This window comes from Burkholderia sp. BE12 (genome assembly GCF_002959955.1).
Lineage (GTDB): Bacteria > Pseudomonadota > Gammaproteobacteria > Burkholderiales > Burkholderiaceae > Burkholderia.
In genome coordinates, this window is the sequence record NZ_PREY01000002.1 from 1 (window position 1) to 26,627 (window position 26,627).

Annotated in this window: 25 protein-coding genes; 13 read left to right on the forward strand and 12 right to left on the reverse strand. The window is 67.5% G+C overall.

Annotation, left to right across the window (positions count from 1 at the left end; genetic code table 11):
- Positions 1-675 precede the first annotated feature (675 nt).
- The gene (locus C4B30_RS02105; protein WP_027781010.1) at positions 676-1,791 is read left to right on the forward strand and encodes a porin; all 1,116 of its coding nucleotides are present in this window, start codon (positions 676-678) and stop codon (positions 1,789-1,791) included.
- 173 nt (positions 1,792-1,964) lie between these two features.
- Here the strand turns inward: C4B30_RS02105 and C4B30_RS02110 are convergent, their stop codons facing one another.
- Positions 1,965-2,363, reverse strand: coding sequence for a GreA/GreB family elongation factor (locus tag C4B30_RS02110; RefSeq protein WP_027781009.1), 399 nt, complete (start codon positions 2,361-2,363; stop codon positions 1,965-1,967).
- Positions 2,364-2,877: 514 nt separating this feature from the next.
- Here C4B30_RS02110 and C4B30_RS02115 point away from each other — a divergent pair.
- Positions 2,878-3,207 (forward strand): DUF4148 domain-containing protein, encoded by a 330-nt coding sequence (locus tag C4B30_RS02115; protein WP_089501999.1) that lies wholly within the window; start codon positions 2,878-2,880, stop codon positions 3,205-3,207.
- A gap of 159 nt (positions 3,208-3,366) precedes the next feature.
- On the opposite strand, the gene C4B30_RS02120 is transcribed toward C4B30_RS02115, so the two are convergent.
- A complete protein-coding gene (locus C4B30_RS02120) occupies positions 3,367-3,828 on the reverse strand; it encodes a CBS domain-containing protein (protein ID WP_027781007.1) in 462 nt (153 codons plus the stop codon).
- A 177-nt stretch (positions 3,829-4,005) separates the two neighbouring features.
- Here C4B30_RS02120 and ribA point away from each other — a divergent pair, with 177 nt between their 5' ends.
- Complete coding sequence (ribA, locus tag C4B30_RS02125; protein WP_006480964.1) at positions 4,006-4,656, forward strand: GTP cyclohydrolase II; 651 nt, start codon at positions 4,006-4,008, stop codon at positions 4,654-4,656.
- Positions 4,657-4,940: 284 nt separating this feature from the next.
- Here ribA and C4B30_RS02130 read toward each other — a convergent pair whose 3' ends face one another.
- Positions 4,941-5,327 carry a VOC family protein gene (locus C4B30_RS02130; RefSeq protein ID WP_027781005.1) on the reverse strand — a complete coding sequence of 129 codons (387 nt, stop codon included), beginning with the start codon at positions 5,325-5,327 and terminating at the stop codon, positions 4,941-4,943.
- Between the two features lie 300 nt (positions 5,328-5,627).
- Here C4B30_RS02130 and C4B30_RS02140 point away from each other — a divergent pair, with 300 nt between their 5' ends.
- Positions 5,628-5,918: a hypothetical protein gene (locus C4B30_RS02140; RefSeq protein ID WP_089501996.1), complete on the forward strand. Its 291-nt coding sequence runs from the start codon at positions 5,628-5,630 to the stop codon at positions 5,916-5,918.
- Positions 5,919-6,122: 204 nt separating this feature from the next.
- Here C4B30_RS02140 and C4B30_RS02145 read toward each other — a convergent pair whose 3' ends face one another.
- The 3 genes from C4B30_RS02145 to C4B30_RS02155 form a co-directional block, all read right to left on the reverse strand.
- Positions 6,123-6,887 carry a hypothetical protein gene (locus C4B30_RS02145; RefSeq protein ID WP_199779029.1) on the reverse strand — a complete coding sequence of 255 codons (765 nt, stop codon included), beginning with the start codon at positions 6,885-6,887 and terminating at the stop codon, positions 6,123-6,125.
- A 51-nt stretch (positions 6,888-6,938) separates the two neighbouring features.
- Complete coding sequence (locus tag C4B30_RS02150; protein ID WP_027781002.1) at positions 6,939-7,547, reverse strand: acyl-homoserine-lactone synthase; 609 nt, start codon at positions 7,545-7,547, stop codon at positions 6,939-6,941.
- 210 nt (positions 7,548-7,757) lie between these two features.
- Positions 7,758-8,201 carry a DUF4902 domain-containing protein gene (locus C4B30_RS02155; protein WP_089501993.1) on the reverse strand — a complete coding sequence of 148 codons (444 nt, stop codon included), beginning with the start codon at positions 8,199-8,201 and terminating at the stop codon, positions 7,758-7,760.
- A gap of 73 nt (positions 8,202-8,274) precedes the next feature.
- Here C4B30_RS02155 and C4B30_RS02160 point away from each other — a divergent pair, with 73 nt between their 5' ends.
- Positions 8,275-8,994 carry an autoinducer binding domain-containing protein gene (locus C4B30_RS02160; RefSeq protein WP_027781000.1) on the forward strand — a complete coding sequence of 240 codons (720 nt, stop codon included), beginning with the start codon at positions 8,275-8,277 and terminating at the stop codon, positions 8,992-8,994.
- 54 nt (positions 8,995-9,048) lie between these two features.
- On the opposite strand, the gene C4B30_RS02165 is transcribed toward C4B30_RS02160, so the two are convergent.
- The 6 genes from C4B30_RS02165 to C4B30_RS02195 form a co-directional block, all read right to left on the reverse strand.
- Positions 9,049-9,756 carry an MgtC/SapB family protein gene (locus C4B30_RS02165; RefSeq protein ID WP_027780999.1) on the reverse strand — a complete coding sequence of 236 codons (708 nt, stop codon included), beginning with the start codon at positions 9,754-9,756 and terminating at the stop codon, positions 9,049-9,051.
- Between the two features lie 302 nt (positions 9,757-10,058).
- Positions 10,059-11,603 (reverse strand): TolC family protein, encoded by a 1,545-nt coding sequence (locus tag C4B30_RS02175; protein ID WP_105131579.1) that lies wholly within the window; start codon positions 11,601-11,603, stop codon positions 10,059-10,061.
- Positions 11,590-13,635, reverse strand: coding sequence for an FUSC family protein (locus tag C4B30_RS02180; protein ID WP_105131580.1), 2,046 nt, complete (start codon positions 13,633-13,635; stop codon positions 11,590-11,592). The genes C4B30_RS02175 and C4B30_RS02180 overlap by 14 nt, the downstream gene beginning before the upstream one ends.
- Positions 13,616-14,665 carry a multidrug transporter subunit MdtN gene (mdtN, locus tag C4B30_RS02185; protein ID WP_089501990.1) on the reverse strand — a complete coding sequence of 350 codons (1,050 nt, stop codon included), beginning with the start codon at positions 14,663-14,665 and terminating at the stop codon, positions 13,616-13,618. Before mdtN ends, C4B30_RS02180 begins: the two co-directional genes overlap by 20 nt.
- Complete coding sequence (locus C4B30_RS02190) at positions 14,662-14,955, reverse strand: hypothetical protein (protein WP_105131581.1); 294 nt, start codon at positions 14,953-14,955, stop codon at positions 14,662-14,664. Before C4B30_RS02190 ends, mdtN begins: the two co-directional genes overlap by 4 nt.
- Positions 14,956-15,311: 356 nt before the next feature.
- Entirely contained in the window at positions 15,312-15,953 is a 642-nt protein-coding gene (locus tag C4B30_RS02195) for a LysR substrate-binding domain-containing protein (RefSeq protein WP_105131768.1), read from the reverse strand.
- On the opposite strand from C4B30_RS02195, the gene C4B30_RS02200 reads away from it, so the two are divergent.
- The 8 genes from C4B30_RS02200 (at position 15,883) to C4B30_RS02235 (ending at position 26,594) form a co-directional block, all read left to right on the forward strand.
- Positions 15,883-17,028 (forward strand): metallophosphoesterase, encoded by a 1,146-nt coding sequence (locus C4B30_RS02200; protein WP_105131582.1) that lies wholly within the window; start codon positions 15,883-15,885, stop codon positions 17,026-17,028. The two genes, C4B30_RS02195 and C4B30_RS02200, sit on opposite strands and share 71 nt — an antisense overlap.
- Positions 17,029-17,186: 158 nt before the next feature.
- The gene (locus C4B30_RS02205; protein WP_199779030.1) at positions 17,187-17,786 is read left to right on the forward strand and encodes an alpha-ketoglutarate-dependent dioxygenase AlkB family protein; all 600 of its coding nucleotides are present in this window, start codon (positions 17,187-17,189) and stop codon (positions 17,784-17,786) included.
- A 304-nt stretch (positions 17,787-18,090) separates the two neighbouring features.
- A complete protein-coding gene (locus C4B30_RS02210) occupies positions 18,091-18,297 on the forward strand; it encodes a hypothetical protein (protein ID WP_027780993.1) in 207 nt (68 codons plus the stop codon).
- Between the two features lie 296 nt (positions 18,298-18,593).
- A complete protein-coding gene (gene gspI, locus C4B30_RS02215; RefSeq protein WP_105131769.1) occupies positions 18,594-19,025 on the forward strand; it encodes a type II secretion system minor pseudopilin GspI in 432 nt (143 codons plus the stop codon).
- Entirely contained in the window at positions 19,009-19,671 is a 663-nt protein-coding gene (locus C4B30_RS02220) for a PulJ/GspJ family protein (protein ID WP_089501987.1), read from the forward strand. The genes gspI and C4B30_RS02220 overlap by 17 nt, the downstream gene beginning before the upstream one ends.
- Before the next feature lie 177 nt (positions 19,672-19,848).
- Entirely contained in the window at positions 19,849-22,071 is a 2,223-nt protein-coding gene (locus C4B30_RS02225) for a tetratricopeptide repeat protein (protein ID WP_105131770.1), read from the forward strand.
- Positions 22,072-22,113: 42 nt separating this feature from the next.
- Positions 22,114-24,357: a tetratricopeptide repeat protein gene (locus C4B30_RS02230; RefSeq protein ID WP_105131584.1), complete on the forward strand. Its 2,244-nt coding sequence runs from the start codon at positions 22,114-22,116 to the stop codon at positions 24,355-24,357.
- Entirely contained in the window at positions 24,354-26,594 is a 2,241-nt protein-coding gene (locus tag C4B30_RS02235) for a tetratricopeptide repeat protein (protein ID WP_105131585.1), read from the forward strand. Before C4B30_RS02230 ends, C4B30_RS02235 begins: the two co-directional genes overlap by 4 nt.
- The last annotated feature ends 33 nt before the right edge of the window (positions 26,595-26,627 follow it).

The following is a 26,627-nucleotide window of genomic DNA, read 5'->3' on the forward strand; positions in this document are numbered from 1 at the left end:
GGGCGGGCTGGGCCGAGGCGGCGCGCAGCCAGCCGGTGCCGACAAAGGCGGCGGTCAATCCGATGGCGCGCAGCAGCGAGCGTCGATTCATCGCGGTTCCTGTTCTGTATTCGAGACCACCTTACATTAGCCTGCCGGTACGCCCGCCGGGTTACGCGGGCGGTCAAGGCTGTTACCGAGTGTCACGGCAGGCGCGAACCGCCTTTCCCTTTCTGACGGCTGACGGGATCTCGCGGTGACACGCGCGTGGCCCCCGTTTAGGGTCGACGGGGATGTTTTTAGATGCGGGACGGCCAATATTCGAGGTCGGATTAGGTACAAATTTCCGATTTGGGGTGCTGAACCGAATCCGTTTGTTGTTTCTATGCAACCGTCAAGACGATGACATGTAAGAATGGTGCGATGAAAGCCTCCAAAAAGGCCCCGTCAAGAAGTCAAAAACAAACGTTAAAACAAATACTTATGACGCGGCCCCACTTTCATTATTTCTAGTTCTGGAAAAGCTTATTTCTTTATTTGCGGATCGCTCCCCTAGGGTACACCCCTAAACTCACGGTTCCCAAACGGGCAACTATCCGGGCGCCGCCAGCAGGACCGATGGCGCTCCCGGGCGGTTGAAGACCGTTTATGAACAAGGTCGCGAGACCTGCCTCTTTTTAGAAGGGAGCTCCACGAATGAACAAGACTCTGATCGTTGCAGCAGCTGCAGCATCGTTCGCTACCGTCGCTCACGCGCAAAGCAGCGTCACGCTGTACGGCGTGCTGGACGCAGGCATCACCTACCAAAGCAACGTCCAGCCGGCACTCGGCCAAGCTGGCAAGTCGCGTTGGTCGATGGGTTCGGGCGTTGACCAGAGCCGCTTCGGCCTGCGTGGTTCGGAAGACCTCGGTGGCGGCCTGAAGGCAATCTTCACGTTGGAAAGCGGCTTCAACATCGGTAACGGCCGCTTCGCAAACGGCAACGGCGGCATGTTCAACCGCCAGGCTTTCGTTGGCCTGTCGAGCCAGTACGGCACGGTCACGCTGGGTAAGCAGTATGACGCAACGCAAGACTACCTGGCGCCGCTGACGGCAACGGGCTCGTGGGGCGGCACGTACTTCGCGCACCCGCTGAACCTCGATCGCCTCAGCACGAACGGCGACGTCGCAGCGAACAACACGATCAAGTTCACGAGCGCGAACTACGCTGGCCTGCAATTCGGCGGCACGTACTCGTTCTCGAACAACACGAACTTCGGCAACAACCGTGCGTACAGCGCAGGTGCTGCATACCAGTTCCAAGGTCTGAAGCTGGCTGCTGCATACTCGCAAGCGAACCTGGGTGACGGTACGAACGCAAACGGCGCGACGTCGTCGGTGATCGGTGGCATCGCTAGCCAAGGCCGCGTCCGCACGTACGGTGCTGCTGCTGGCTACGCATTCGGCCCGGCACAAGTCGGCGCTGCATGGACGCAAGCACGCCTCGACAACAACGCAGTCGGTCTGGGCACGCTGCGCACCGACAACTATGAAGTCAACGCAAAGTACAACCTGACGCCGGCTCTCGGCCTGGGTGCTGCTTACACGTACACGAACGCGAAGATCAACAACGGCAGCACGCACTGGAACCAGTTCGGTCTGCAAGCTGACTACGCACTGTCGAAGCGCACGGACGTCTACGCACAAGCTGTGTACCAGCGTGCAGCGAAGAACGGCATTGGCGCGTCGATCTACAACGGCGACAACAGCACGCTGCCGAGCTCGTCGATCAACCAAACCGCAGCAACGGTTGGTCTGCGTCACCGCTTCTAAGCGTGACGGGCGGGGTAACCCGCTTCGCAGCATCGAAAAGGCGCCTTCGGGCGCCTTTTTTTCGTCTTCCGAATGCGATGACGGGAATCCGGATCGTCCGGACACAAAAAAGCGAGGCCGGTGCCTCGCTTTTTTCGTTCTGCGCCCGCGTCGCGGCGCTGGTTGCCGATGGCTCAGCGCGTGTATTCGCCATTGGCTTCCGGCTGGAACACGATCTCGGCAACCTTCATCAGCTTTTCGGCGCCGCTCGGCTGCATCACCTTGACCATCTGGCCGCGTTGCGTACCCAGCAGCGCCATGCCGACGGGCGAGAAGACGTTCAGGCGCCCGAGTTCGAGGTTGGCGGCGTCCGGATAAACGATCGTCCAGGTAGCCTGTTCCTGGGTTGCTTCGTCGAGCAGCGTGATTTGCGAGTTCATCGTGACGACGTTCGCCTTGATGGCGTCGGGCTGGACGATATCGGCGCGTTCGAGCAGCGTGTCGAGCATCGTCTGAAAGCGCGGGTTGTGCTCGGCGTGCTTTTCGAGGCGAGCGACGTCGAGTTCGGTCAGCTGGTAAAGGCGTTGTTTCATGGTGGTTCTCCAAATGATCGGCAGGGGCAGGCGTGGCGTGCCTATGAGGATCGCCCGGAGCCTGTCTAACCTGGCTCCGGGTGGAGACCGAGCGGTCAGATCAGGCGCCGGGCAGGGGCGAGCGGCGCCTGGGCCGTGCGTCGAGCGAGGGGATGCGCCGGCTGGCCGGCGCGCGCGCGCACGCCGGCCGGGCCGGACGTTGAAACCGAAGGGGGCGTGAGCGCGTACATGGTGGATGGACTATCGACTGGCGAATAAAACCTTACGATTCTACAACACAACCTTCCGGCCATGTGATCTGACTGTTGGCCTTTCGTCAGCGATTGTTGTGTAGATGAAGCAAGTTGCAACGGCCCTGTCCGGAAACAGTGGGCGATTTTTTCCAAAAACGCAACGCTGTATATTCAAACTAAGGGTTTCCCCTTGGAATCGCGCGCACTACACTGAATTCAATCGCTTCAGACAGAGTCCTGCCGAGGCGACGTCAAAAGAGAACATATTCCGGAGGTAAATCATGAAGTCGATCATCTACGCAGCCATCGCCGCATCCGTCCTTGCCGCTCCGATTGCATCGTTCGCGCAGTCCGAGCAGGGGTTGACCCGCGATCAGGTCAAGGCCGAACTCGTGCAACTCGAGCAGAACGGCTACAAGCCGCTGGCGAGCGATTCGCAATATCCGAGCAACGTCCAGGCCGCCGAGCAGCGTATCCAGCCGAACCAGCCGATGCTCGCGCAAGCGGACACGAGCGGTTACGGTGCCGTGGCGACGGGTGCCGCGCAAGGCGGCCGCCGGGCGACGCGGGAAGCGCCGAATCCCGTGAACTCGGTCTACTTCGGTAACTGATTGAACGTTCGCCGGGTCTGCCCGAGCGCACCGCTGAATTGACGAGACGCGCGCCGGTGGCGCGCGTCGTTCGCCCGCAGGAGCAGAACCTCCGTCGCCGCATGCCGGCGGCTTTCCGCCCAGACGCTGATGCGTTTGGGCCTTTTTTGCTGGGGCGAATCAGGCGGACGTGACGGTGGGCGTGCCGTGGATATAGTGTTCGAGCTGGCTGATCGTGAACTGCTGATCGGCAATCACGCTCTTCACGAGGTCGCCGATCGAGATGATGCCGATCAGCTTGCCGCCGTCGAGGACGGGCAGGTGGCGCATCCGGTGCTGAGTCATCAGCGCCATGCACTCGTCGGTGGATTGTGACGGTTCGACGTAGCGCACCTTCGCCGTCATGATTTCCTCGACGCGGGTGGCTTTCGACGAGCGGTCCTGCAGGACGACCTTGCGCGCGTAGTCGCGCTCGGTGACGATGCCCGCAATGTCGTCGCCGTCCACGACCAGCAGAGCACCGATGCCTTTTTCGGCCATCAGCTTGATGGCGTCGTAGACGAGATCGGTCTTCGTGACGGTATAGATGGTGCGGCCCGAATCCGGCTTGGCCTTGAGAATCTGCGCGACAGTCGTGCTCATTCGCTTTCTCCGTGTGCAGGTCGATGCAGGGCAGGCGGGGCGTGATGCGCGTCACCCGGTGAGCCCAGTATAGCCGGGCGGGCGGCGGCAGTCGCGTGACGTTTCCAGATTAGCGGTAAACTCCCGTCACGCACCATCCACACAACTCCTACATTCCTGAACGTTTCGATTGAATTCATGATGTCTTCGCGTCCCCAATCGCCCACGCCGGGCAATGGCCAGGCCGACGAGTGCGTGACGCTCGTTGCCACCGCGTCGCTGCCCACGCGCTACGGTACGTTCACGTCATACGCGTTTCGCGTATCGGGCAGCGATGCCGAACATCTCGCGCTCGTGATGGGCGACGTGACCGGCGAGCAGTCCGTGCTGACCCGGCTGCATTCCGAATGCCTGACCGGTGACGTGTTCGGCTCGTACCGCTGCGATTGCGGCGAGCAACTCGATCTCGCGTTGCGTTACATCGCGGCCGAAGACCGCGGCGTGCTGCTGTATCTGCGCGGCCATGAAGGCCGCGGCATCGGCCTGAGCAACAAGATCCGCGCGTACGCGCTGCAGGAGCAGGGGCGCGACACCGTCGAGGCGAACCTCGATCTCGGCCTGCCCGACGACGCCCGCGAATACGACTCGGCCGCTGCGATCCTGCGCATCCTCGGCGTGACGTCGGTGCGGCTGATGAGCAACAATCCGAAGAAGTTCGATACGCTCGTGAAGCACGGTATTCCCGTCTGCGAGCGTGTGGCGCTCGCGGTGCCCGTGCGCGAGGAAAACGAGCGTTATATCCGCACGAAGCAGACGAAGTTCGGACATTACTTCGAAGAAAACGAGTAACCAGAACGGGCGCGCCGGCGCCCGTTTCTCGTCATCTGTTTGTCCGATCGTCGCCGATACAAGCGACGATCTCGATTCCCTCCTCATTCGTTCCAATTCCGATTCCGGATCCGTGACATCAGCTGCATCGCGCGCGGCGTCCGTCCATTCCGTACTCCCGTGACGATCACGCCATCGAGTCGATGCAGAACGCCGACGCTGCGTCGTTGGCGACCCGCGAATGCGGACGTGTTACCGCCCCCGGCAGCCACGCCGGCTCGTAACGGCTCACGCGCGTTTGACTGTCAGCGCCACGTGCCGTTCTGCAACACGATCCGGTAGCCATCGGCATCCTCGAAGGTCTGGCCTGATATTTCCCAGTACGGATTGAACGACGTCACCGGCATGAAGCCGTGTGCGGTCGCGCGCTCGCACGCGGCTTCCCATTCCGGACGATCGGGCAGGTAGAACACGATCAGGTCTTCGGGCGTCGGCGACGGCGCGATCGGATGATCGGGGCAGTGCGTGAACTCGAAGTGATAGTCGAGGCCTTCGCGTCCGAGCATCACGCCGGAAAAGCCGTCGTGATCTTCGAAGCGCGCCAGTACCGACAGATCGAGGGCGTCGCGATACATGCGCTCGGTGCGGGCGAGGTTACTGACCGGGCGGGCAATGCGCAAATGGGCGTGCAAGGTGACCTCGGCGGGAAGTGGCGGGCCGGTCAATGATAAGCCGGCCGATCCCGATTGGGCGACGCGAGCGGATCGTGTTTCCGGCGATACTCGTCGTATCGAACGATATCGATTCGGCCTGACCAAACGGATCGAATTGTCGAGCCTCGTCTCGCGAAAGAAAAAACATGACGCTTCTCGATCCAGTGTGTGCACGCCGCGTCGCAGCGGCTACTCATCTGCACAACATTCGAATTCATGTGTTCCGCAGCGTCTGCCGCACGACGCGCGGATACGCGCATGCCGGTAGGGAGATGACGAATGGGTAAGCCCGATCTTCGTCGGCCGATTACCGGACCGTATCGTCAGTCGCGATGGGCGGCCGGACTCGAGGCTGCTTTCGGATGGGTGGCAAAGGGGACGTTGATACTGGCCGGGCTCGCGGTGGTCGTGTTGGCGGCGCTGACGGGCGACGTTGGCGCCGTGACGGACCTGCCGTCGACCAGGAAGGGGTGGTTGTACCTGCTGCTGATAGTGGTCGTGGCGGTCGTGCTGATATGTGCGGCGCTTCACTATTGGCCACGCCCAGCCGGCGCGCGTCCGACGGGCTAGCCGGAACGGAAAATGATGTGGCCCCGCAATCCACGCAGGCAATAAAAAAGCCCGCTGCTTGAGCGGGCTGAATCCATGTTTGGAGACATGGAGGAGACAGACGTAAATTTAAGGGAAAACCCGGACGCTTGCAAGCCCTTCGTTGTATCCGCACAACCTGCCCGCGCGCGGCATGCCGCATGGCGGTGCGCGGCATGGCCTCATTCACATGCCGGCACCCCGTGCGTGCGCCGCGAACGCGCCGAACCGCTCTTGCGCGACGGGCAGCGCGTATTTGCTGCGCATCTCCGTCTCGATCCATGCACATGCCTCGCGCGCGCAGTCGGTCAATGCGTGCCGCGTCGCATGCCCGTCGATGTGGTAGACGAAACGCACGCCGACTTCGTCATCGTCAACCTGTCGTTCGAGCTGATTGAGCTGCAGTTGCGGCCCGTGCTGTTGCGATAGCGCGCGTAGTTCGTCGAAGTGATATTCGAGCCAGTCGGCGAAGAACAGCGCGTCGCTGTGGCACGGCAGGCGGAAAGCCGCGCTGCGCGACGGGCGCGCGGCGGGTTCGCCGGCCGCCGCATGCGGCTCGCGGTCGATCGCGATGGGCAGATCGACCGGCGCGAGCGGATGCCGGATCCGCCGGTACGGCTCGCGATCGCGCAACGCGTGCCACAGCAATTCGTCGCCGGCGGCGCCAGACGGCTGCATCGTCAGGTCGTGCCGGCCGTCGCCGGTCGCGAGGATGTCGCGGATCACGAGGCGCAGCGAGCACAGCGGCTCGTCCGCGACCAGCAGGGTGGCCGGGCGCGGCAGCCCGCACACGAGCGGCGCGGCGCCGGCGGCACGAAACACGAGCCCGCGGCGATCGAGCCGCACGAGCGGCAACGGCCTGGGAAACGACGGATAGGCGACCGCGATGCGGGCGCCGCTGGTGCTCGTCAACCCGGGCATCATCGCGCGAAAGACCTGGGACTGGTCCACGTTGATTCTCCTTCGTTACGATGCCGCCCGGACGGAAACGTGCGTTCCGGCTCAGGCGGCGATAGCTGGCCGGGCGGCTAGCCCCGGCTCGATTCCTAATGCCGCAAACGTTTGCGGATCGATGTCGATCCAGCACGCGACCACCAGACGTCCGTCCACCTGCTTCGGCGGGCCTGCACGGTGCGCGTGTATGCCGATCCGGCGGAACAGCCGCTCCATGCTCGCGAACGTCACGCCGATCAGCTGTCGCGCGCCGAGCTGCGCCGCGCATTCGACGACGGCAGCAAGCATCGGGCGCACGGCCCACTCGGCGTTGCCCGGGCCGCCTTCGTCGTCGGTCGCCGCGAAGCGGGACAACTCCCACACGGCGGCCGATTGCGGCAGCGGCATGTCCTCGGCGACCAGGTCGGCGAACAGCGACTTCAGCAGATACGGGCGCGTCGTCGGCAGCAGGCGCGCGCATCCGCACATGTCGCCGTCGGCATTTCGCGCGAACACGTAGACGGTGTCGTCGCGATCGAACTGGTCACGCTCGAAACTTTCGTTCGCCGATGGGAGCGCCCAACCGAGCTGTTCGACGAACACGCGGCGCCGATAGCGCCCGAGATCCACCGCGAGTTCGTGTGGCAACCGCCCTTCCTCGTGAACGAAGGTCTGCATGGATGTCCTCGGATCTGTGCTTTTGTATGCATCCATTACAGCGCGCGGCACGAGGAGCCTGTAACTGGTAACTCTTACAGGGTGACGGCGTAAAGACGCCATTTGCGTGGTGGTAACGGTTTCTTGATCGACGGGATTGAAAACCGGACCGCTTTTGCTTATAAAGAGCGCCAGTCTCGCAAAATCGTCAGAGGAATGCGCGGCCGGTTGTCACTGAAGCGTCGGACCGGCATGATAGGCGTCGTTGTGCCCGAGCAGAGCCGACGCGACCGCGGCAGGCCAGTCGATGGCGGCGAGCCGCGCGGCGAGCGCGGCGGCCGTGCGGAACATGCCGATGTCGGCGCCCCTGGCGTCGATGGCCATCACGTTGCTGCGGACGTCGCCGCCCGCGATCACGAACGTGCCCGTCGCGCGTTCGAGGTACCAGTCCCAGCCGACCGTCACGTATGCGACGCCGGCACCGGCCGCGCGATGCCATTCGGTATAGCCGGCGAGGCGGGCGTCGATCGCGTTGTCGCGCAGTTCGGCCAGCAGCGAGGGATCGAGGCCGCTCGCGACATGGTCGAGCACGAGCGTGGCCAGTGCGCCTTCTGACAGGCGTACGTAGCCGTCCGGGGACGGGCCGGGGACAGGGTGCAGCAAGGGTGAGGTCATGCGCGGAATGTATCAGCCTCGAACGGGTGCTGGAACCTGACAAGTATGACAGCGTGACGTTGTCGGAGAAAGAATGGAACTGCGCTGGCAGGATGCCTATCAACAATTCAGCGCCGCGGAAGACGAGCAGCAGCTCTTCCAGCGGATCGCCGCCTATTCCAAGCGGCTGGGATTCGAATACTGCTGTTACGGCATTCGCGTACCGTTGCCCGTTTCGAAGCCGGCGGTCGCCATCTTCAATACCTATCCGGGCGGCTGGATGGCGCACTATCAGGCGCGGAACTATATCGAGATCGACTCGACGGTCCGCGATGGCGCGCTCAGCACCAACATGATCGTCTGGCCCGACGTCGATAACATCGACCCATGCCCGCTGTGGCAGGACGCGCGCGATTTCGGACTGTCGGTGGGCGTCGCGCAGTCGAGCTGGGCGGCGCGCGGCGCGTTCGGCCTGCTGAGCATCGCCCGTCATGCCGACCGGCTGACGCCGGCCGAGATCAACATGCTGACGCTGCAGACGAACTGGCTCGCGAACCTGTCGCATTCGCTGATGAGCCGCTTCATGGTGCCGAAGCTGTCGCCCGCGGCGGGCGTCACGCTGACCGCGCGGGAGCGCGAGGTGCTGTGCTGGACGGCCGAGGGCAAGACCGCGTGCGAAATCGGCCAGATCCTCAGCATCTCGGAGCGGACGGTCAACTTCCACGTGAACAACATCCTCGAGAAACTCGGCGCGACCAACAAGGTCCAGGCGGTCGTCAAGGCGATCTCGGCCGGGCTCATCGAAGCGCCCTGACGTGACGTGACGTGATGCGACGGCGGCGCCGGATGCGGCGGCCGCCGTCGCGGCTCATTCCATCATCGGCTCCGCTTCCTTCGCGGTCCAGCTCACGCTGGAAATGCTTTTTTCCATGCTCATCCGGCTCGCGATCTGCTCGAGCTTCTGCTGATCCTTCGGATGCAGCTTCAGCGTCGCGGTCACCTTCAGCCGGTCTGGCTGCTCGGGTACGTCCTCGCTCGTGAGGCTCTGGAACGACAGCGGCTTCGCATACATCGCGTTCGACAGCAGCGTGCGGATGTGCACTTCGTCGGCGGCGAGGCAAATCACGGTGATCTGGTATTCGCGCACGAGGTCGGCATTCGAGACGGGCGTCGCGTTGATGGCCTGGCTGACGCCGCGCAGCACCGTATTGGTGAGCAGCACGACGCCCGTGCCGGCGAGCGCGGGCACGTAGTGACCGGAGCCGGACAGCACGCCGACGGCGGCCGAGCACCACAGCGTCGCGGCCGTGTTGATGCCCTGGATCGAACCCTTGTCGCGCATGATCACGCCCCCGCCGAGAAAGCCGACGCCCGACACGACGTACGCGGCGATCTGCGTGACGCCCGCGACACCGTTGCCGGTCAGCACGCCGAGCGTGACGAACAGGCACGCGCCGCTCGCGACGAGCGTGATGGTGCGCAGGCCGGCCGTGCGCTGGCGCATCTGGCGCTCGAGGCCGATGGCGACGCCGCAGGCGAACGCGGTGAAAAGACGGAGTGCGAAATCGAAAGTCATGGTTGTCCTGCCGTGCAAGAAGCGCATGCCGGCTCGTGTCGCCGCGGCGCAGGCCGAAGGCGACGCGGCGATGGCCGTCATCGCGCGGTACTGTACCGCGCGAATGCGTCATTCAATGTGAAACGGATGGCGTGCGGCTCGCGGAACGCGAGCCGGGGCAGGAGAACTGCGGCGGACAGGCGTTCAGGCGGCAAGCGGCGCACGCAGCGGAGTGCTGCAACTGTCCACGATGGTTCCTGAAGGAAGAATGGGCGGCATTCTAGTGGGCGGCGCGCGCCCGCGTCAACCGCCTTGCGGCGGCGCTACCGCGCCGAGCCGATCGTGCCCGTCGCGAGCGCGAGCGCGGCGGCGGCCGACAATGCGCCGGCATAGCTGTCGACTTCCGCGTTGCGCGCGGCGAGCAACTGGCTTTGCGCGATCGTCGCGTCGGTGACGGAGCCGACGCCGTTCCGGTACGCGGTCAGCGCCGCGTCGTAGCTCGTTTGCGCGGCATCGACGAGCGCCTTCGCGGCATCGTGCGACGCCAGGCTCGTCTGCACCGCGTTCTGCGCGGCGACGACCTGGCGCACCGCTTCCTCCTTGGTCCGCGTGAGGCGCGCGGATGCGCTTTCCGCGTCGTTGCGCGCCTGCATCAGCACGGCCGAGCGCAGGCCGCCGTCGTACAGCGGGATCGTCACGCCGAGGAACACGCCGCCGCCGTAGCGGCTGCCGTTCAGGTTGACGGTCGGCGCCTGGTCGCCGATCGCGGGCAGCGCGGAGATGGCCGTGCCGCCGCTCGCATACGACGTCGACGCGGACAGGAAGATCTTCGGCATGAACGCGGCTTGCGCCGCCTTGATCTTCGCGCGATTGGCCTTTTCGACCGCGAACGCGCCCTGCAGATCGGGACGGCGCGCGATCGCGTCCGACACGATCGCGTCGACCGACGAACCGAGCGCGGGCGGCAGCGACCGCTTCGGCAGCGCGGCGATCGTCGGCTTCGACAGCGGCGAGATGCCGAGCGCGGAGACGAGGGCGAGGTAGCTGTCGCTTTCGGCGCCGTTCGCCTGCACGAGCGCGAGGTTCGCCTGCGCGCGGTTCTGCGTCGCCTGGGCGAGCTCGACGACCGTCCCGACGCCGTGCTTGAGCCGCGCGCGGGACGCCGCGAGGATCGCATCCGCGTTCGCGAGGCCCTGTCGTGCGCTGAGGGCGCGCGAGCGTGCGGCGTCGTAGCGGTAATAGGAGACCGTCACGTCGTGGATGACCTGCTGGTGCACGGCCGTGAACGCGACGTTGGAAGCGATCGATGCCTGTTCGGCCGCTTCGACGCGCGCCGCGCGGCCGCCGAAATCGAACAGCAGCCATTGCAGCGACAGCGCCGAAATCGTGCCGTGCACGGTGGTGTTGCTGGACGAATCGCCGAGGATCGTCGACGTCGAGCCGTGGTTCGCCTGGTACGCGCCCATTGCCGTCGCCGACAGGCGCGGCAGATACGCGGACTTGGCGAGGCCGACCGCGAGCGCCGCGTTGCGCGCGTCGTTCCATGCGATGCGGGTCAGCGGGTTCGCGGATTCCGCGAGATCGATCAGTTCGGGCAGCGTGTACGCATGCGCGGCATCGAGCGCGGCCGGCGCCGAAACCGACGCGAGCGCCGGCGATGCAGGCAGCGTGTAGTCGTGTGCACCTTGCGCGGAAGCGCGCGGCGGCGCCGCCACGATGTCGCCCGCGGCCGACGTTTGCGGCTGCCACGGGCGGTCGGACGCCTCCGGCGCCAGATCGATCGACGACGTCGCGCAGCCGGCCAGCGCGACGGCGGTCGCGAGGGCGGCGGCGGCGATCGAGGCGGCCGGCGGTTCAGGTAGACGCATGAGGGGCGGGCTCCTTCGGTGTGGCTTGACGGGCGGCGTCGGCGATATGGGCGAGCCGCGTGTCGATCAGGTTCAGCAGCGCGTCGCGCGCGGGGTCGGTGGGGGCGGCGCCCGACGGTGCCGTCGGGGCATTCGTGCGGGGCGCGGTCTCGTCGTCGCCCGGCGCGGTCACACGCGCGAGTCGCGCGCCGATCGCCGCGTCGCCGGGCTTGCGTTCGGCGAGCAGGAACAGCGGGCCTTCGATCGCACCGAGTTCCGCGAGCGCGCGCCGCCGGGTGGCGAGCCACGTCGCGGCCGGCCGCACCCACGACGGTTCGTAATGGATCAGGCCGAGTTCCTGCGAGATCGCGCCGTGGCGGGCGAACGCTTCGGCGGCCAGCGCGCGCCGTTCGGCCGGCTGCGCGATCTGCGCCACGCGGCGCCACTGGTCGAGCAGCGCCGCGAGCGTCGTGTCGATCTGCTTGGCGATGCTGACCGGCCAGATGCGCGTGAACACGAGATACACGACGACGTTGCCGAGCAGAATGCCGATCGTGCGATCGCGCGCGAGCGTCAGGTCGAAGCCGGGGCCCGCGCCCTGGATCACGCACAGGAAGAACGCGAACGCGATCTGGAAACCCGCGTACGCGATGCGCGGCGATCCGAACGCGACCCACGCGGACAGCCACGCGCCGGCGAAGACGAGCGCCATCAGTTCGCCGATCGACGACAGCGACGGGACGACGAACACGAGCGCGGCGGTGCCGATCAGCGCGCCGACGATGCAGCCGGCGATGCGCAGCGTGAGCTTCTCGACCGTTTCGGCCGTCGAGCCGAGCGATACCATGTAGCAGGTGATGAAGCAGGTATGGATGCCGGACCAGTCGAGCTGCGAGTACAGCAGGTAGCAGAACATGGCGGCGGCCGTCGTCTTCAGCGCATAGCGGATGTGGTCGGGGTTGGTACGCGCGTCCGGTGCGAAGAAGCCGCCGCGCGGGGCGGGTGGTGCGGTGGCTTCCGCCGGTTCGTCGGCGGCGCGGGTGTCGGCGGTATCGGCGGTGTCGGCCGATGCGTCGATTGCGGGCGGTTGCGCGAACTGCGTGATCGCGGCGTGCAGGTCCGTCGCGACGACGCGCGCGAGCGGCGGCAGTGCATCGGCGGCCGGCAGCGCGAGCGTCACGTCGACCGGATAGCCGCCCTGTTCGAGGATCGCGGCCATCTCGTCGAGCGTCGTCGCGATCGGCGTGGCGAATGCGTCGGGCAGCCGCGCTTCCGGTTCGCGATCCGCAAGCGCGACCGCGACGAGCAGCGCGGTGCTCGACGCGACGGCCTGCCGCAACGCGATGACATCGGCGCCCGACGACGAGCCTTCGAGCTTCGACAGCTTGAGCCACGTGAGCAACTGCTTGTCGCCTTCGCGCAGGCTTGCGTCGAACGCGGCGCGCGCGTCGTCGTCGCCGCGCAGCCGCCGCGCGGCGAGCCGCAGCCGCTTCGCGAGCTGCGCGTGCGCGAGCGTGCGCGGCGACGGCGCGATCAGCAGGTTGACGACGATCGCCACGCCGACCGGGATCGCGACCATCAGCCATGCATAGAGCAGCGCGCGCGTTGCCGCTTCGCCGACCGGCGCCAGGCCGAGCTGGTCGAGCCCGAAGCCGACGATCATCGCGAGGATCGCGCCGATGGGGCGCAGCTTGCTGGCGGACGTCAGGTAGAGCAGGCCGACCGACAGCACGGCCATGCACGCGACGCGCAGCACCGAATACTCGATGCTGAAGATCGCGACGCCGATCACGAGCGCGATCACGAGCGTGACGAGCAGCAGCATGGCGACCGCGAGCAGGGCGCTCGTCACGCGATCGGCGCGATTCAGGAAGAACACGACATACGCGGAAATCGCGGCTTCCGGCGTGCCGTATCCGCTCGTCACGAGCACCACGAGCGCACAGATCAGCGCGACGCGCACGGCCATGGCCGCGCGCCCCGGAAACGTCGCGAGCAGCCGCAGGACTTCGCGCGGGCCCGGCGAGCGGACCTCAGCGGCAGGCTGAGCCATGCCGGACCTCGACGATCGCGCTCGCGCCGACACGCACGAGCTTGCCGTCGGGTTCGTCGAGCTTCACGCGCACGGGGAAGCGCTGCGCGACGTGCACCCAGTTCACCGAGCGCTGCACGATCGGCAGCGAGCGCGGCAGGTTGATGCGGTCGCTGTCCGCGATGCCGGCGCCGATGCCGACGACCTTGCCCGTCATCGGGCGGTCGCGGTCGATCATCGAATAGACGGTCGCGCAGTCGCCGACCGCGATGCGGTTGAGCGACGTCTCGCGGAAATTGCCGACCGCGAACCATTCGCTCGCGTCGATCAGCGTGAAGATCGACTGGTTCGGCGCGAGGGTTTCGCCGGGGAGCACGCTCAGGCCCGTCACGAGCCCGTCGTGCGGCGCGCGCACGACCGTATCGTCGAGCGCATGCTGCGCGCGGGCCAGCGCGGCTTCGCGTGCATGCAGCGTCGCGATCGCGTCGGCGTCGTCGCCGATCGTCTGCGCGGACGCGCGCTGCTGCTCCTGCGCCTGCGCGAGCGAGACGGACGCGTCGCGCTGGCGCACCTTCGCCTGGTCGAACTGCTGCGCACTGACGTAGCCCTGCGCGGCGAGCGGTGCGAGCCGGTTCACGTCGCGCGTCGCGAGATCGTGGTTCTGCGTCGCGCGCTTGACCTGCTCGGCGGCGACGGACGCGTTCGAGCGCTCGCCGATCAGCGAGCGGCGGCGTGTGTCGAGCGACGCGCGCGCGAGTTCGAGATCGGCCTGCGCCTGCGCGACGGTCAGCCGGTACGGCACGGGATCGATCACGTACAGCAGATCGCCTTTCGCGACGCGCTGGTTTTCATGCACCGCGAGCTGCACGATGCGGCCGCCGACCGGCGACGCGACGTGCACGACGTCTGCATCGATCGACGCGTCGTCGGTGGACGGGTAGGCCGTCGTGCGGTGGTACGCGTAGGCGAGCGCGGCGATGCCGAGCGCGACGATCGCGAGCGCGATCACGCGGCCTTTGACGGAGGGGCGGGCGATGCCGGCGGCCTTCATGCGAACGGCCCCGTGCCGGTGAGCCAGACGATCACGGCGACCACGAGCCCGATCGCGGTGCAGACGGCAAGTTGGTACGGCACCGTCGCGGCCCAGCCGGTCGCGACGAACACGCGGTGCGCGACGATTGCGCCGACGATGCCGACGATCGCGCTGACGAGCCACAGCGGGAAGTACGCGCCGAACAGCACGTAGGACGGCGCGCCGCGCGATGCGCAGCCCGCGAGCGGCAGGGCTGACGCCAGGACGGCAGCGACGCGCAGAGGCGCGCGCGGCGTTGTTTTTCTCATGGTGTGACGAGCTCGACGTTGAGGGTGGATGCCGGGCGCGGCGCAATGCGGATCGTCGCCGCGACGACGATTCCGGGATACGGAGCCGATCATAAATCAGCGCGATGCGGATCGCCAGCGATCCGGCACGCGTTCGCGGCATGGGGCGAGGCTGGCCCCTGGTCGCGCCGCCGGTCATGCCGGACGGTCCCGCAGAGCGGGTCGGCAGCGATGGCCGGACCGCCGAGATTCTGCCGGCATCTGCTCGCGTAGGGTTGCTAACGGACTGTAAAGGATCGTCAGACGAAATTACGCAACGGGATTTGCCATGCCGACGCAGTGGAATCGGCGCGCAAATCGCCGATTGCTGCTCGAACCTATCCGAATCTGGTCAGTCCGGAGCGACTGCGCACATCCTCGACGAGCAGGTCGACGAGATCGCATGCGAATCGCGGCAGCGCATCGGCGTCGGCTACGCAGATCGGCAACTCACGCTCGGCCCCGTCGCCTTCGAGCGCGACGAGGCGCAGCGCCATCGTCTTAACAAGACGGCGCGCGGTGCCTTCGGGCAGCACGCCGACGTTCGCCTCGATCATCCGGCAGGCCGCCTCGAAGTTGCTGACCCGGATGCGTCGGCGCGGCATGCGCTGCATGTCGGCGGTCGCGCGTTTCAGGAAGGCGTGGATCGTGCTCGCTTCGTGCAGGCCGATGAAGTCGTGGTCGAGCGTCGCGACGAACGACGTCGATGCATGGACGCGGCGGCGGGCGGATGGCCGATTATCGGGCGAAGCTCCACAGAGCCGCACGGCGCCGCACCGCCGGCCGCGACCCGTCGTCGCGGCCGGGATCTGTGTACCATCGTGCGTATGGCGCGACGCGCGGCACCGGGCATCGCGGCCGGTGCGACGCTTGTCGCGGACGCGGTAGTGCAACGAAGGTGAACGTTCCATGCGAAGTTTCTTTGTCCGGTTCATTGCAATCGGCGTGCTGTTCCATCTGTACGTCGGGATACGGATCATTCCCGATGCGTTCGTGTCGCCGCTCGCGCGCACGATCGCGGTGCTCGTGCTGGCGAGTTTCATCGTCCTGATTCCGGTCGGCATGTTCTCGCGCCGCTTCGACGAAGGGTGGGCGGCGACGCTGTTCGGCTGGGCCGGCGCGCTCGCGATGGGCTTCTTCTCGTCGCTGCTGGTGCTGACGTTCCTGCGCGAAATCGTGCTGCTCGGCGTGCTCGCGTGGCGGCATCTCGGGCATGACGGCGCGTGGAGCGGCGCCGCGCCCGACACGGCGCTCGGTGTGCTGGCGGCCGCGGTGCTCGTGACCGCGATCGGGTTCGTCGGCGCGCGCCGCACGGCGGCGGTCAAGCGCGTGTCGATTCCGGTCGCGGGGCTGCCGGCCGCGCTCGACGGGCTGACGATCGTGCAACTGTCCGACATTCACGTCGGGCCGACGATCAAGCGGCCCTACATCGAACGGATCGTGCGCGCGGTCAATGCGCTCGACGCCGACCTGGTGGTCGTGACGGGCGATGTGGTGGACGGTTCGGTCAAGCGCCTGCGCGAACACACGGCGCCGCTCGGCGAGATGCGCTCGCGGCACGGCACCTTCCTCGTGACGGGCAACCACGAGTACTACGCGGGGGCGCACGCGTGGATCGACGAGTTTCGCCGTATCGGGTTGACGGTGCTGCTGAACGAGCACGTGCTGATCGAGCGCGGCGGCGCACAGGCGGTGCTCGCGGGCGTCACCGACTTCACGGCGGGCGGATTCGATCCCGCCCATCGCAGCGACCCCGCGCAGGCGCTGGCCGGTGCGCCGCGCGACGTCGGCACGAAGATCCTGCTCGCGCACCAGCCGCGCAGCGCGGAAGCGGCGAACCGGGCGGGCTTTACCGTGCAGTTGTCGGGGCACACGCATGGCGGCCAGTTCCTGCCGTGGCCGCCGTTCGTGCGACTGCAGCAGCCGGTGATCGGCGGGCTGAATCGCTTCGGCGACATGTGGCTGTATACCAGCCGCGGCACCGGCTACTGGGGGCCGCCGAACCGCTTCGGCGTGCCGTCCGAGATCGCGCTGATTCGACTGACGCGCGGCTAGCAGATGGCGGAGGGCGGCCGTGACGCGACACGAACGCGTATCGCGGTGCACGGCGGCTTCGTTGCGGCGGCGAATGAAAGCGCATGGCGGTGCCCGGCGCCGTTGGCTAGTATGCAGACATGCTCCGTTCGCTCCGTTCCTCACGCGTTCCTGCCGACATGTCGACGCCCGATCTCTTCGCTGATACGCCCGTGCCGGACGTGGACTGGTACCCGGACTGGCTTGCGCCGCCCGACGCCGATCGCGCGCTGGCCGCGCTCGTCGACGAGGTGGCCTGGCGGCAGGACACGATTCGCACGCCGCGCGGACGCATTCCGTTGCCGCGGCTCACCGCGTGGCAGGGCGACCCGGATGCCGTGTACGTGTACTCGGGCATCCGCAACGTCCCCGAGCCATGGACGCCGGCCGTGTTCGGGCTGAAGCATGCGGTCGAGGCGACGTGCGGCGTGCGTTTCAACAGCGTGCTGCTCAATCGCTATCGCAACGGGCTGGACAGCCTCGGCTGGCACGCGGACAACGAACCCGAACTCGGTGATGCGCCGGTGATCGCGTCGGTGAGCCTCGGCGCGATGCGCGTCTTCGATCTTCGCCATCGCGCGACCGGCGTCACGCATGCGTACCGCCTCGTGCATGGCAGCCTGCTCGTGATGCGCGGCCGCACGCAGGCCGAATGGCAGCACCGCGTGCCGAAGGCGCCGGCCCTGCAGGGCGAACGCGTGAACCTGACCTTTCGGCGCGTGTCGATGATGGGCGAATAGATCGCGCCCCGTTTTCTTGATCCACGAAAGGGTGATGCAAGCAATTGGCCGGGCGTGCGGCACGTTGCCGCACGAACGCGATGCCGGGCGGCTCGACGCGGCGCTGAGGCCCGTCCCGCAAGGCTTTCAGGTAGATTCGATCGACCGCCCGGTTCCGATAGATGAGTGAAACCTCTGATGGTGCGTCGCAACAATTCTTGAATAAACTATGGAATGACAGAAACGCGTCGGTGTGCCGGCGCGACCTTTTCGACATGCCTCCGCGCGTTGCCGATGCAGCGCGCAACGGGGCAGGAGCAAACGCGTGACCGTACTCGACCCTTCCTTCGCACCCTCGCTGCACGTCTTCGAGCAAGACGGCGGATGGCAATGGGCGCTGACGGTGAAGCGGGCGACCGGCGTCGGCGTGAAAGTCGTGGCGTTCAGCCGGGAAGGCTTTCGCGGCGAAGCCGAGGCATACGCCGCTGGCCAGCTCGCCCGCGCCGAATATGACGCCGCCGTGATGGCCTGACGCCGTCGCGGCGATCCCGCCCGAGGATCGTCTTCACCGTTGGCCGCTCGCTGCCGGGCGGTGCTTTCCCGATCGTTTCCCGTTTTTCAGTCTTTTGCCCTGCGCGATGCGCGCATCGCGCGGGCCGGCGCGCCTGTGCGTCCGCGCCCGCCGCGCCAAATGGTCCGTACCATTCGACACGTGCGTGCCATACGTCGCGCTTAACGTCCGAGCACGGCGTCCGTCGCGCCGGCGATGCGGCCTGCGCCGCGGTTCGACCGCCGGACGCCGACCCATCGACGAGAATGATGCAGGTCATGTGCGACGACAGAACCGACTACCACCGCGATGCGCGCGGCGGACCGCGCCCGACGCGGGCGCCGGAACGGGGATTCACGCTGATCGAGGTGCTGATCGCGCTGGCGATCGTGGCCGTGGCGCTGGGCGCCGTGATGCGCGCCATCGGCGCGCTCGCGTCGGACACCGACATGGCGCGCATGCGTCTGCTCGCGTTGTGGAGCGCCGACAACGCGCTCGGCGAGATCCGCATCGCATCGACCTGGCCGTCCGTCGGCGCGAACACGTTCGCGTGCCCGCAGGGCCGCTACCGTTTCGTGTGCCGCCAGTCGGTGGCCGCGCTGCCGAGCCCGCTCGTGCGGCGCGTGACGGTGAGCGTCTATCCGTCCGTATCGAGCCGCAACGTGCTCGCCGAAGTCGTCACGGTGATCCAGAATGAAGCGCGCCGCTGAACGTCGCGGGGCCGGACGCGCTCGCGGCTTCACGCTGATCGAGATGCTGGTCGCGATCGCGCTGCTCGCCGTGATCGCGCTGCTGTCGTGGCGCGGCCTCGACGCGACGATTCGCGGGCGCGACGATATCGCGTCGAATCTGGCGCAAACGCGTCTGCTCGGCCGCTATTTCTCCCAGTTGCAGTTCGACCTGATTAACCTCGTGACCGCTGATGAGGTGTTCGGGCCGCCGCTGCGCATCCGGCCGAACGAACTCGTGATGGTGCGCCATCTCGGCGTCGGCGGCGGACCGGCGCAGATGCAGGTCGTGCGCTACCAGCTCAAGGGGCGCGAGCTCGTGCGCAGCGCGTCGCAGCCGCTTGCGTCGCTGGCCGACGTGGAGGACGCGTTGCAGCACATGGATGCGTTCGCGCGCGTGGTGGTCAGCAACGATGCGCGGACGATGCAGCTTTCGGTGTGGATTCCGCCGGGCGGATGGACGACGAGCCAGACCGTCATCGAGCAGAGCTATGCGCAGTTTCTCGCCCAGCACGGCGTGAGCAACATCACGTCGCTCGGCATGCCGCTGCCGCGCGGCGTGCGCTTCGCGATCACGATGGGCGCGCCGGCCGTCGAATACGTGCGGACGATCCCTATCGGCCAGTGACGACGGCGCGGCTGGCTCACCGCGCGGAACGCGATCCGTCCCCCGGGCAAAATGGTCCGTAACTTTCGTCATACGTCTGTTATTACCCGTCCGTTAGTCTCGTGGCGAGGATGACCATCGCGACCGGTTCCATTGAACCGGGCCAGCGGCGGCATCGGCAAACGGGAAGGGGGTAACGTGACGGTCGAGCACCGGCATGATGCACACGCGGGCGCGTCGGGACTCGACGCGCGCGGTCAACGGCAATCTGCGGCGATCCTGGGCCGCGCACAAAACTGGCATAGCGCCGGACGGTTCGACGACGCGGCGCGCGAGTATCTCGCCGTGCTCGAGAAGGAGCCGGACAACCCCCAGGCATTGCACCTGTACGGCGTGCTGCAGTTCCAGCGCGGCGCGGCCGACGCTGCCGAAGCGTTGCTGCGCCAGTCGATCGCGATCGCACCCGGCACGCGCGTGCTGTCGGATCTCGGCGCGATCGCCGGCGAGCGCGGCCGTGCCGGCGAGGCGCTCGAGCATTTCGCGGCCGCGCTGCGCGCGGCGCCCGACGACGTGCAGACGCTCGTGCGTCACGGCAATACGCTGATCGGGCTACGCCGCTACGACGACGCGCTGGCATCGTTCGATCACGCGCTCGCGGTGTCGCCGCTCGTGCTCGACGCCCTGTGCAATCGCGGCGGCGCGCTGCGTGCGCTTGGCCGCCTCGACGAGGCGCTCCACACCTACGACCGCGCGCTGATGGTCGATCCGCGTTCGTTCGAATCGTGGTTCAACCGCGGTCTCGTGTTGCGCGAGTTGCGGCGCGCGGCCGACGCGCTGCATTGCTTCGATCGCGCCAACTCGATCCGGCCGGGTGTGGTCGCGATCATGGCCGAGCGCGGCCGCACGCTCTCCGATCTCGACCGCCTCAACGAAGCGCTTGCTGCCTTCAACGAGGCGATCGCAGCCGATCCCGCGCGGCTCGACGCGCTCTGCGACAGTGCGGCCGTGCTCGAACGGCTCGGCCGTGCGGACGAAGCGCTCGCACGTTGCGAACGTGTGCTGGCAGTCGATCCGGCCCATGCCCGCGCACTCGCGAGCCGCGGCAACGCGTTGCTGCAGCTCGAGCGTTACGACGACGCGCTCGACAGCTACGTGCGTGCGCTTGACATCGATCCGCGCGCGGCCGACACGCTGTGCAACCGCGGCACGGCGCTGCGCTACCTGAAGCGTTTCGACGCGGCGCTCGCCAGCTACGATGCCGCGTTGGCGCTCGACGCGGACTTCGCCGACGCGTGGATGAATCGCGGCAGCGTGCTGCAGGCGCTGCACCGATACGATGACGCAGCCGCTTCGCTCGATCGTGCGCTTGCGCTGAGCCCCGATCACGCGACGAACTGGCTGGCCCGCGGCAACCTGCTTGCCGACATGGGGCAGGCGGACGATGCGTTGGCCGCTTACGACCGCGCGATCGCGCTGCAACCCGATTTCTCCGGCGCGCATTGCGCGCGTGCCTCGTTGTACCTGACGGAAGGCAACTTCGCGCGCGGCTGGCCTGGGTACGAATGGCGGCTGCGCGATGCGCAGCTCGCGAGTCATGCGCGGCCGTTCACGCAGCCCGTGTGGCGCGGCGACGAACCGCTCGACGGCAAGACGATCCTGATCCATGCGGAGCCGAGCCTCGACGACACGCTGCAGTTCTGCCGCTATGTGTCGCTCGTCGCCGCGCGCGGTGCACGCGTGGTGCTCGAGGTGCAGCCGTCGATGCGCGCGCTGATGGCATCGCTCGCCGGTGCACCCCGCGTGATCGCGCGCGGCGAGCCGCTGCCAGCATTCGACTGCCATGTGCCGCTGCCGAGCCTGCCGCATGCGTTTCGCACCGAAACCGACACCATTCCGAGCCCCGCCGCGTACCTGCATGCGGACCCGCAGCGTACGCGCCAGTGGGACGCTCGGCTCGGCGCACGCCGCCGGCCGCGGATCGGGCTCGCATGGACCGGTAATCCGGAGCATCGGGACGATCGCAACCGGTCGATCGATTTCGCACGGCTCGCGCCGTTGTTCGATCTCGACGTCGACTGGTTCAGCCTGCAACAGTCGGTGCACGAACACGACGAGCCGCTGCTCGCGGAGGCCCCGATCCTGTGCGTCGACGACGAACTCGGCGACTTCGCGGATACGGCGGCACTGATCGGCGCGCTGGATCTCGTGATCGCGGTCGATTCCGCGATCGCGCATCTGGCGGGTGCGCTGGGCGCGCGCGTCTGGGTGCTGCTGCCGGATCCGCCGGAGTGGCGCTGGATGCGTGCGCGCGACGACAGTCCGTGGTATGCGTCCGCGCGCCTCTTTCGCCAGACGGCGCCCCACAACTGGGCCGATGTGATCGACGCGGTGCGTGCCGCGATCGAGCCGATGACACGTTAGACACGACACGCGATACGAACAGCGACGAGTGGGGGCCACACGATGACATCGAACGGGGAAGGGACGACATTTGCGAGCGCGCAGGTCGCGCGGGATGGTCGTCCGCCCGACGCAGCGCTGCTCGAACGGCTGCTCCTGCGCGCACGCAAGGCACATCACGAAGGTGCGCTGCAGCGTGCGGAGAACGCGTATGCCGAATTGCTGGCGCTCGATCCCGAGCATCCGGAGGCGCTGCACCTGCTCGGCGCGGTGCGCTTCCAGCAGGGGCGGCTCGACGACGCCGAGCCGTTGATGCGGCGCTCGATCGAGCGCCAGCCGGTGCCGCTCGCGCTCGCGAACTACTCGGCGGTGCTGGCCGGGCTCGGGCGCGAGCACGATGCGCTCGCGCGCCTCGACGAGGCGCTCGCGATCAATCCGGTGCATCAACGCGTGCTGTTCCAGCGCGCCGGCCTCCTCGCGCAACTCGCACGGCACGACGAAGCGTGCGCGGTCTACGATCGCCTGCTCGAACTGACGCCCGGTTTCGCCGACGGCTATGTGAAGCGCAGCGACATGCTGCGCGCGCTCGGCCGGTTCGACGATGCGCTCGCCGACTGCGACCGCGCAATCGCGCTCGCAGGCTGCACGTTCGGCGCGATGTGCGGGCGCGGGCTAGCATTGCGCGAACTCGGTCGCTTCCGCGACGCGGCGGACAGCTACGGCCATGCGCTCGCGCTGAGGCCGGGCAGCGCCGACGCGCTGTTCCTGCGCGGCGTCACGTATCTCGACTTGCACGACCCCGAGCGCGCGCTGGCGGATTTCAATGCGGCGATCGCGGCGAGCCCCACGTTCGTCGATGCGATCTTCAACAGTTCGATCGCGCTCGAACAGCTCGGCCGACACGACGAGGCGTTGATGCGTTGCGACCGCGTGCTCGCGATCGATCCGCGCCATGCGCGGGCACTGGCGAACCGCGGCAATGCGGCGAGCCACCTGGGCCGATATGTGGATGCGGTCGATAGCTACGCGCGTGCGCTCGAGGTCGAGCCGGACGGCACGGGCGTGCTGTGCAACTACGCGAACGCGCTGATGCATGTCAACCGTCACGACGACGCACACGCGATGTGCGATCGTGCGCTGGCGATCCATCCGCACTACGTGCCCGCGTCGTTCACGCGGGCACGCGTGCGGATCGAAACGCATCGCTACGACGAGGCGCTCGACGATCTCGCGTGCGTGATCGCTGCGACCCCGCGCGACAAGTTCGCGCACTTTCATCGCGGCAGCGCGCTGTGCGCGTTGCGACGGCACGAGGATGCGCTGCACGCATATGCGGAAGCGATCGACATCGATCCCGACTACGCGCACGCACACTGCATGCGTTCGTTTTTGTGCCTGTCGATCGGCGATTTCGAGGCCGGTTGGGCCGAATACGAATGGCGCTGGCGCGACAGCCAGCTCGACGGCAGTCGGCGCGACTTCGCGCAGCCGCGCTGGACGCACGGGACGCCGCTCGACGGGCAGACGATCCTGCTGTATCCGGAGCAAGGGCTCGGCGACACGCTGCAGTTCTGCCGCTACGTGCCGCTCGTGAAGGCGCTCGGTGCGCGCGTCGTGCTCGAGGCGCCCGTCGAGCTGAAGGCGCTGCTCGCGACGCTCGACGGCGTCGACGTGCTCGTCGCGCGTGGCGACCCGCTCCCGCCGTTCGACCTGCATTGCCCGCTGCTGAGCCTGCCGCTCGAATTCCGAACCGATCTCGCGTCGATTCCGGCCAGCGTGCCGTACCTGCGCGCCGATCCCACGCGCGTCGAGCGCTGGCGCGCACGCCTGGGCGCGGCCGACCGGCCGCGCATCGGCCTCGTCTGGGCCGGTAACCCGCTGCACCTGAACGACCGCAATCGCTCGATCACGCTCGCCGACCTGTTACCGCTGCTCGATGACCGTTATGAATGGATCAGCCTGCAGAAGGTGATCCGCGACGAGGATCGCCCGACGCTCGACGCGAGCGCGATCCGCTTCGTCGGCGACGAACTGACGGATTTCGCGGAAACGGCCGCGCTGACCGATGCGATGGATGCGGTGATCAGCGTCGATACGTCGGTCGCGCACCTGGCCGGCGCGCTTGGCCGGCCGCTTGCGGTGATGTTGCCGCATACGCCCGATTTCCGCTGGCTGCTCGATCGCGACGACAGTCCGTGGTATCCGGGCGCGCGGTTGTTCCGCCAGCCGGAGGGCGGCCAGTGGGCGCCGGTCGTCGAGCGGATCCGTGCCGCGTTGCCGGCGCTGGTAATGGGAGCGGTGCGATGAGCACCGCGCAGGCACCAGCGTTCGGTGCGGGCGCCGCGCCACTGCGGGCCGCCGTCGACGATGCGCTGCGCAACGCGCGTACGCGGCTCGAGCAGCGCGATTTCGCGGGTGCGGGACGGCTCTACGAGGGCGTGCTGGCGATGATGCCCGACCAGGTCGAAGCGTTGCACCTGCTCGGGCTCGTGCATCTGCAGCGCGGCGACCCCGTGCGCGCAGAGCCGCTGATCGCACGGTCGATGCGTCTCGGGCTGAACCAGCCGTGGAATTTCGCGAATCATTCGGCGGCGCTGACGGGCACGGGCCGTCATCGCGAAGCGCTCGACGCCGCCGCGCAGGCGCTCGCGCGCGATCCCGGCCATGCACCGGCACACGCGGCGCGCGGCGACGCGCTGCACGCACTCGGCCGCCATGGCGAAGCGATCGGCGCGTACGATCTCGCGCTGACGCGCGAGTCCGGCCGCGCGGCGACATGGGTCCGACGCGGTGAGGCATTGCGCGCGATCGGTCGGCCCGCCGACGCGCTGATCAGCATCGAGCGCGCATTGCGAATCGATCCGGACGATGCGGCGGCGCTCGCCGAGCGCGGCCATGCACTGCGCGCGCTCGGTCGCGGCGACGAGGCGCTGCATTGTTTTCAACTCGCGATGGTCGTGCGCGGCAAGACTCCCGATCTCGTCTACGCGTGCGGCTATACGCTGATCGAACTGGGGCGGCCGGCCGAAGCGCTGGCGTGTCTCGACGAAGCGCTTGCGCGGTCGCCGGACGATACGCAACTGCTGTTCGTGAGCTGCGTCGCGCTCGACCTGCTGCATTTGCGTGACGAGTTGCTGAAGCGCAGCGACCGGCTGCTGGCGCGCGACCGCGACAACGTCGGCGCGTGGGTCGGGCGCGGCAACGCGCTGCTCGGGCTGCGGCGACACGAGGAAGCCGCGCATGCCTACGGCGAAGCGCTCGCGCGCGCACCGGCCGATTTCGACGCGCTGCGCAATCGGGCCGGTGCGCTGCGCGCGTTCGGTGCCTACGAAGAAGCGCTCGCGCATTACGACCGTGCGCTCGAATCGAACGGCCCCCACGCGGAAGTGCTGTGCAACCGCGCGATCACGCAGCAACTGCTCGGCCGCTACGACGATGCGCTTGCCAGCTATGCCGCGGCGGCCGGCGCACCGGGCCGCACGGCCCAGGAGATCTATGCGCGCGCGGTCGCGCACCAGCAACTCGGCGACTACGAAGCCGCACTCGCCGATTTCGCGCTGGCCTGCGTGCGCGATCCGAATCATGGCGTTGCGCGCCGGTCCGAGGCGTTCTGCCGCCTGGTGATGGGAGATTTCGACACCGGCTGGCGGCAGCACGAGGCACGCTGGGACGCCGCCGACGTGACGCTGCACCGGCGTCATGCGGACCGCCCGCAATGGACGGGCGACGAACCGCTCGCGGGCCGCACGCTGCTGCTGCATGCGGAGCAGGGCTTCGGCGACACGCTGCAGTTCTGCCGCTACGCGAGCCTCGCGCACGCACGCGGCGCGACCGTGCTGATCGACGCGCCGGCCGCGCTGGCCGACCTGCTCGGCACGCTGCGCGGCGTGAGCCGCGTCGTCGTCGACGGGCAGCCTGCGCCGGCGTTCGATCTGCATTGCCCGATGATGAGCCTGCCGTTCGCATTCCGCACGATGCTCGAAACGGTGCCGGCCGACGTGCCGTACCTGCATGCCGACGCCCGGCGGCGCGCCGCGTGGATCGAACGGTTCGACACGATCACGCCGTCGCGACGATTGCGGGTCGGGCTCGCATGGTCGGGCAATCCGGCCCACGCGAACGATGAAAACCGGTCGATGACGTTTGCCGCGCTCGCGCCGCTGGTCGCACTCGACGCGACGTTCGTGAGCCTGCAGGTCGGCGTGCGGGAGCGCGACGCCGAAGCGTTCGGGGCAAGCGGCGTGCTGTCGTTCGAGGCGGCGCTGACCGATTTCGCGGAAACGGCCGCGCTCGTCGACACGCTGGATCTGGTGATTGCCGTCGATACGTCAGTCGTGCACCTCGCAGGTGCGCTCGGCCGGCCGGTATGGGTGCTGCTGCCGCGCGTGCCGGACTGGCGCTGGCTGCTCGAACGCGACGACAGCCCGTGGTATCCGACCGCGACGCTGTTCCGGCAGGAGCGACCCGGCGACTGGCCGGCGCTGATCGAACGCGTCGCGCACGCGCTCGCGGCCCGCATCCGCACACACCGCGAAACGGCGTGACCGGCCGACTGTGACAAAAGCTACGAACCTTTC

What these genes read in the sequence shown, in the direction of transcription:
- C4B30_RS02155 (WP_089501993.1), bottom strand. Translation starts at nt 8,201, where the DNA reads ATGACCTCACCCTTGCTGCACCCTGTCCCCGGCCCGTCCCCGGACGGC.
- C4B30_RS02105 (WP_027781010.1), top strand. Translation starts at nt 676, where the DNA reads ATGAACAAGACTCTGATCGTTGCAGCAGCTGCAGCATCGTTCGCTACC.
- C4B30_RS02160 (WP_027781000.1), top strand. Translation starts at nt 8,275, where the DNA reads ATGGAACTGCGCTGGCAGGATGCCTATCAACAATTCAGCGCCGCGGAA.
- mdtN (WP_089501990.1), bottom strand. Translation starts at nt 14,665, where the DNA reads ATGAAGGCCGCCGGCATCGCCCGCCCCTCCGTCAAAGGCCGCGTGATC.
- C4B30_RS02115 (WP_089501999.1), top strand. Translation starts at nt 2,878, where the DNA reads ATGAAGTCGATCATCTACGCAGCCATCGCCGCATCCGTCCTTGCCGCT.
- C4B30_RS02200 (WP_105131582.1), top strand. Translation starts at nt 15,883, where the DNA reads ATGCGAAGTTTCTTTGTCCGGTTCATTGCAATCGGCGTGCTGTTCCAT.
- C4B30_RS02140 (WP_089501996.1), top strand. Translation starts at nt 5,628, where the DNA reads ATGGGTAAGCCCGATCTTCGTCGGCCGATTACCGGACCGTATCGTCAG.
- C4B30_RS02120 (WP_027781007.1), bottom strand. Translation starts at nt 3,828, where the DNA reads ATGAGCACGACTGTCGCGCAGATTCTCAAGGCCAAGCCGGATTCGGGC.
- C4B30_RS02165 (WP_027780999.1), bottom strand. Translation starts at nt 9,756, where the DNA reads ATGACTTTCGATTTCGCACTCCGTCTTTTCACCGCGTTCGCCTGCGGC.
- C4B30_RS02195 (WP_105131768.1), bottom strand. Translation starts at nt 15,953, where the DNA reads ATGATCCGTATCCCGACGTACAGATGGAACAGCACGCCGATTGCAATG.
- C4B30_RS02230 (WP_105131584.1), top strand. Translation starts at nt 22,114, where the DNA reads ATGACATCGAACGGGGAAGGGACGACATTTGCGAGCGCGCAGGTCGCG.
- C4B30_RS02150 (WP_027781002.1), bottom strand. Translation starts at nt 7,547, where the DNA reads ATGCAGACCTTCGTTCACGAGGAAGGGCGGTTGCCACACGAACTCGCG.
- C4B30_RS02205 (WP_199779030.1), top strand. Translation starts at nt 17,187, where the DNA reads ATGTCGACGCCCGATCTCTTCGCTGATACGCCCGTGCCGGACGTGGAC.
- gspI (WP_105131769.1), top strand. Translation starts at nt 18,594, where the DNA reads ATGTGCGACGACAGAACCGACTACCACCGCGATGCGCGCGGCGGACCG.
- C4B30_RS02220 (WP_089501987.1), top strand. Translation starts at nt 19,009, where the DNA reads ATGAAGCGCGCCGCTGAACGTCGCGGGGCCGGACGCGCTCGCGGCTTC.
- C4B30_RS02235 (WP_105131585.1), top strand. Translation starts at nt 24,354, where the DNA reads ATGAGCACCGCGCAGGCACCAGCGTTCGGTGCGGGCGCCGCGCCACTG.
- C4B30_RS02175 (WP_105131579.1), bottom strand. Translation starts at nt 11,603, where the DNA reads ATGCGTCTACCTGAACCGCCGGCCGCCTCGATCGCCGCCGCCGCCCTC.
- C4B30_RS02110 (WP_027781009.1), bottom strand. Translation starts at nt 2,363, where the DNA reads ATGAAACAACGCCTTTACCAGCTGACCGAACTCGACGTCGCTCGCCTC.
- C4B30_RS02180 (WP_105131580.1), bottom strand. Translation starts at nt 13,635, where the DNA reads ATGGCTCAGCCTGCCGCTGAGGTCCGCTCGCCGGGCCCGCGCGAAGTC.
- C4B30_RS02190 (WP_105131581.1), bottom strand. Translation starts at nt 14,955, where the DNA reads ATGAGAAAAACAACGCCGCGCGCGCCTCTGCGCGTCGCTGCCGTCCTG.
- ribA (WP_006480964.1), top strand. Translation starts at nt 4,006, where the DNA reads ATGATGTCTTCGCGTCCCCAATCGCCCACGCCGGGCAATGGCCAGGCC.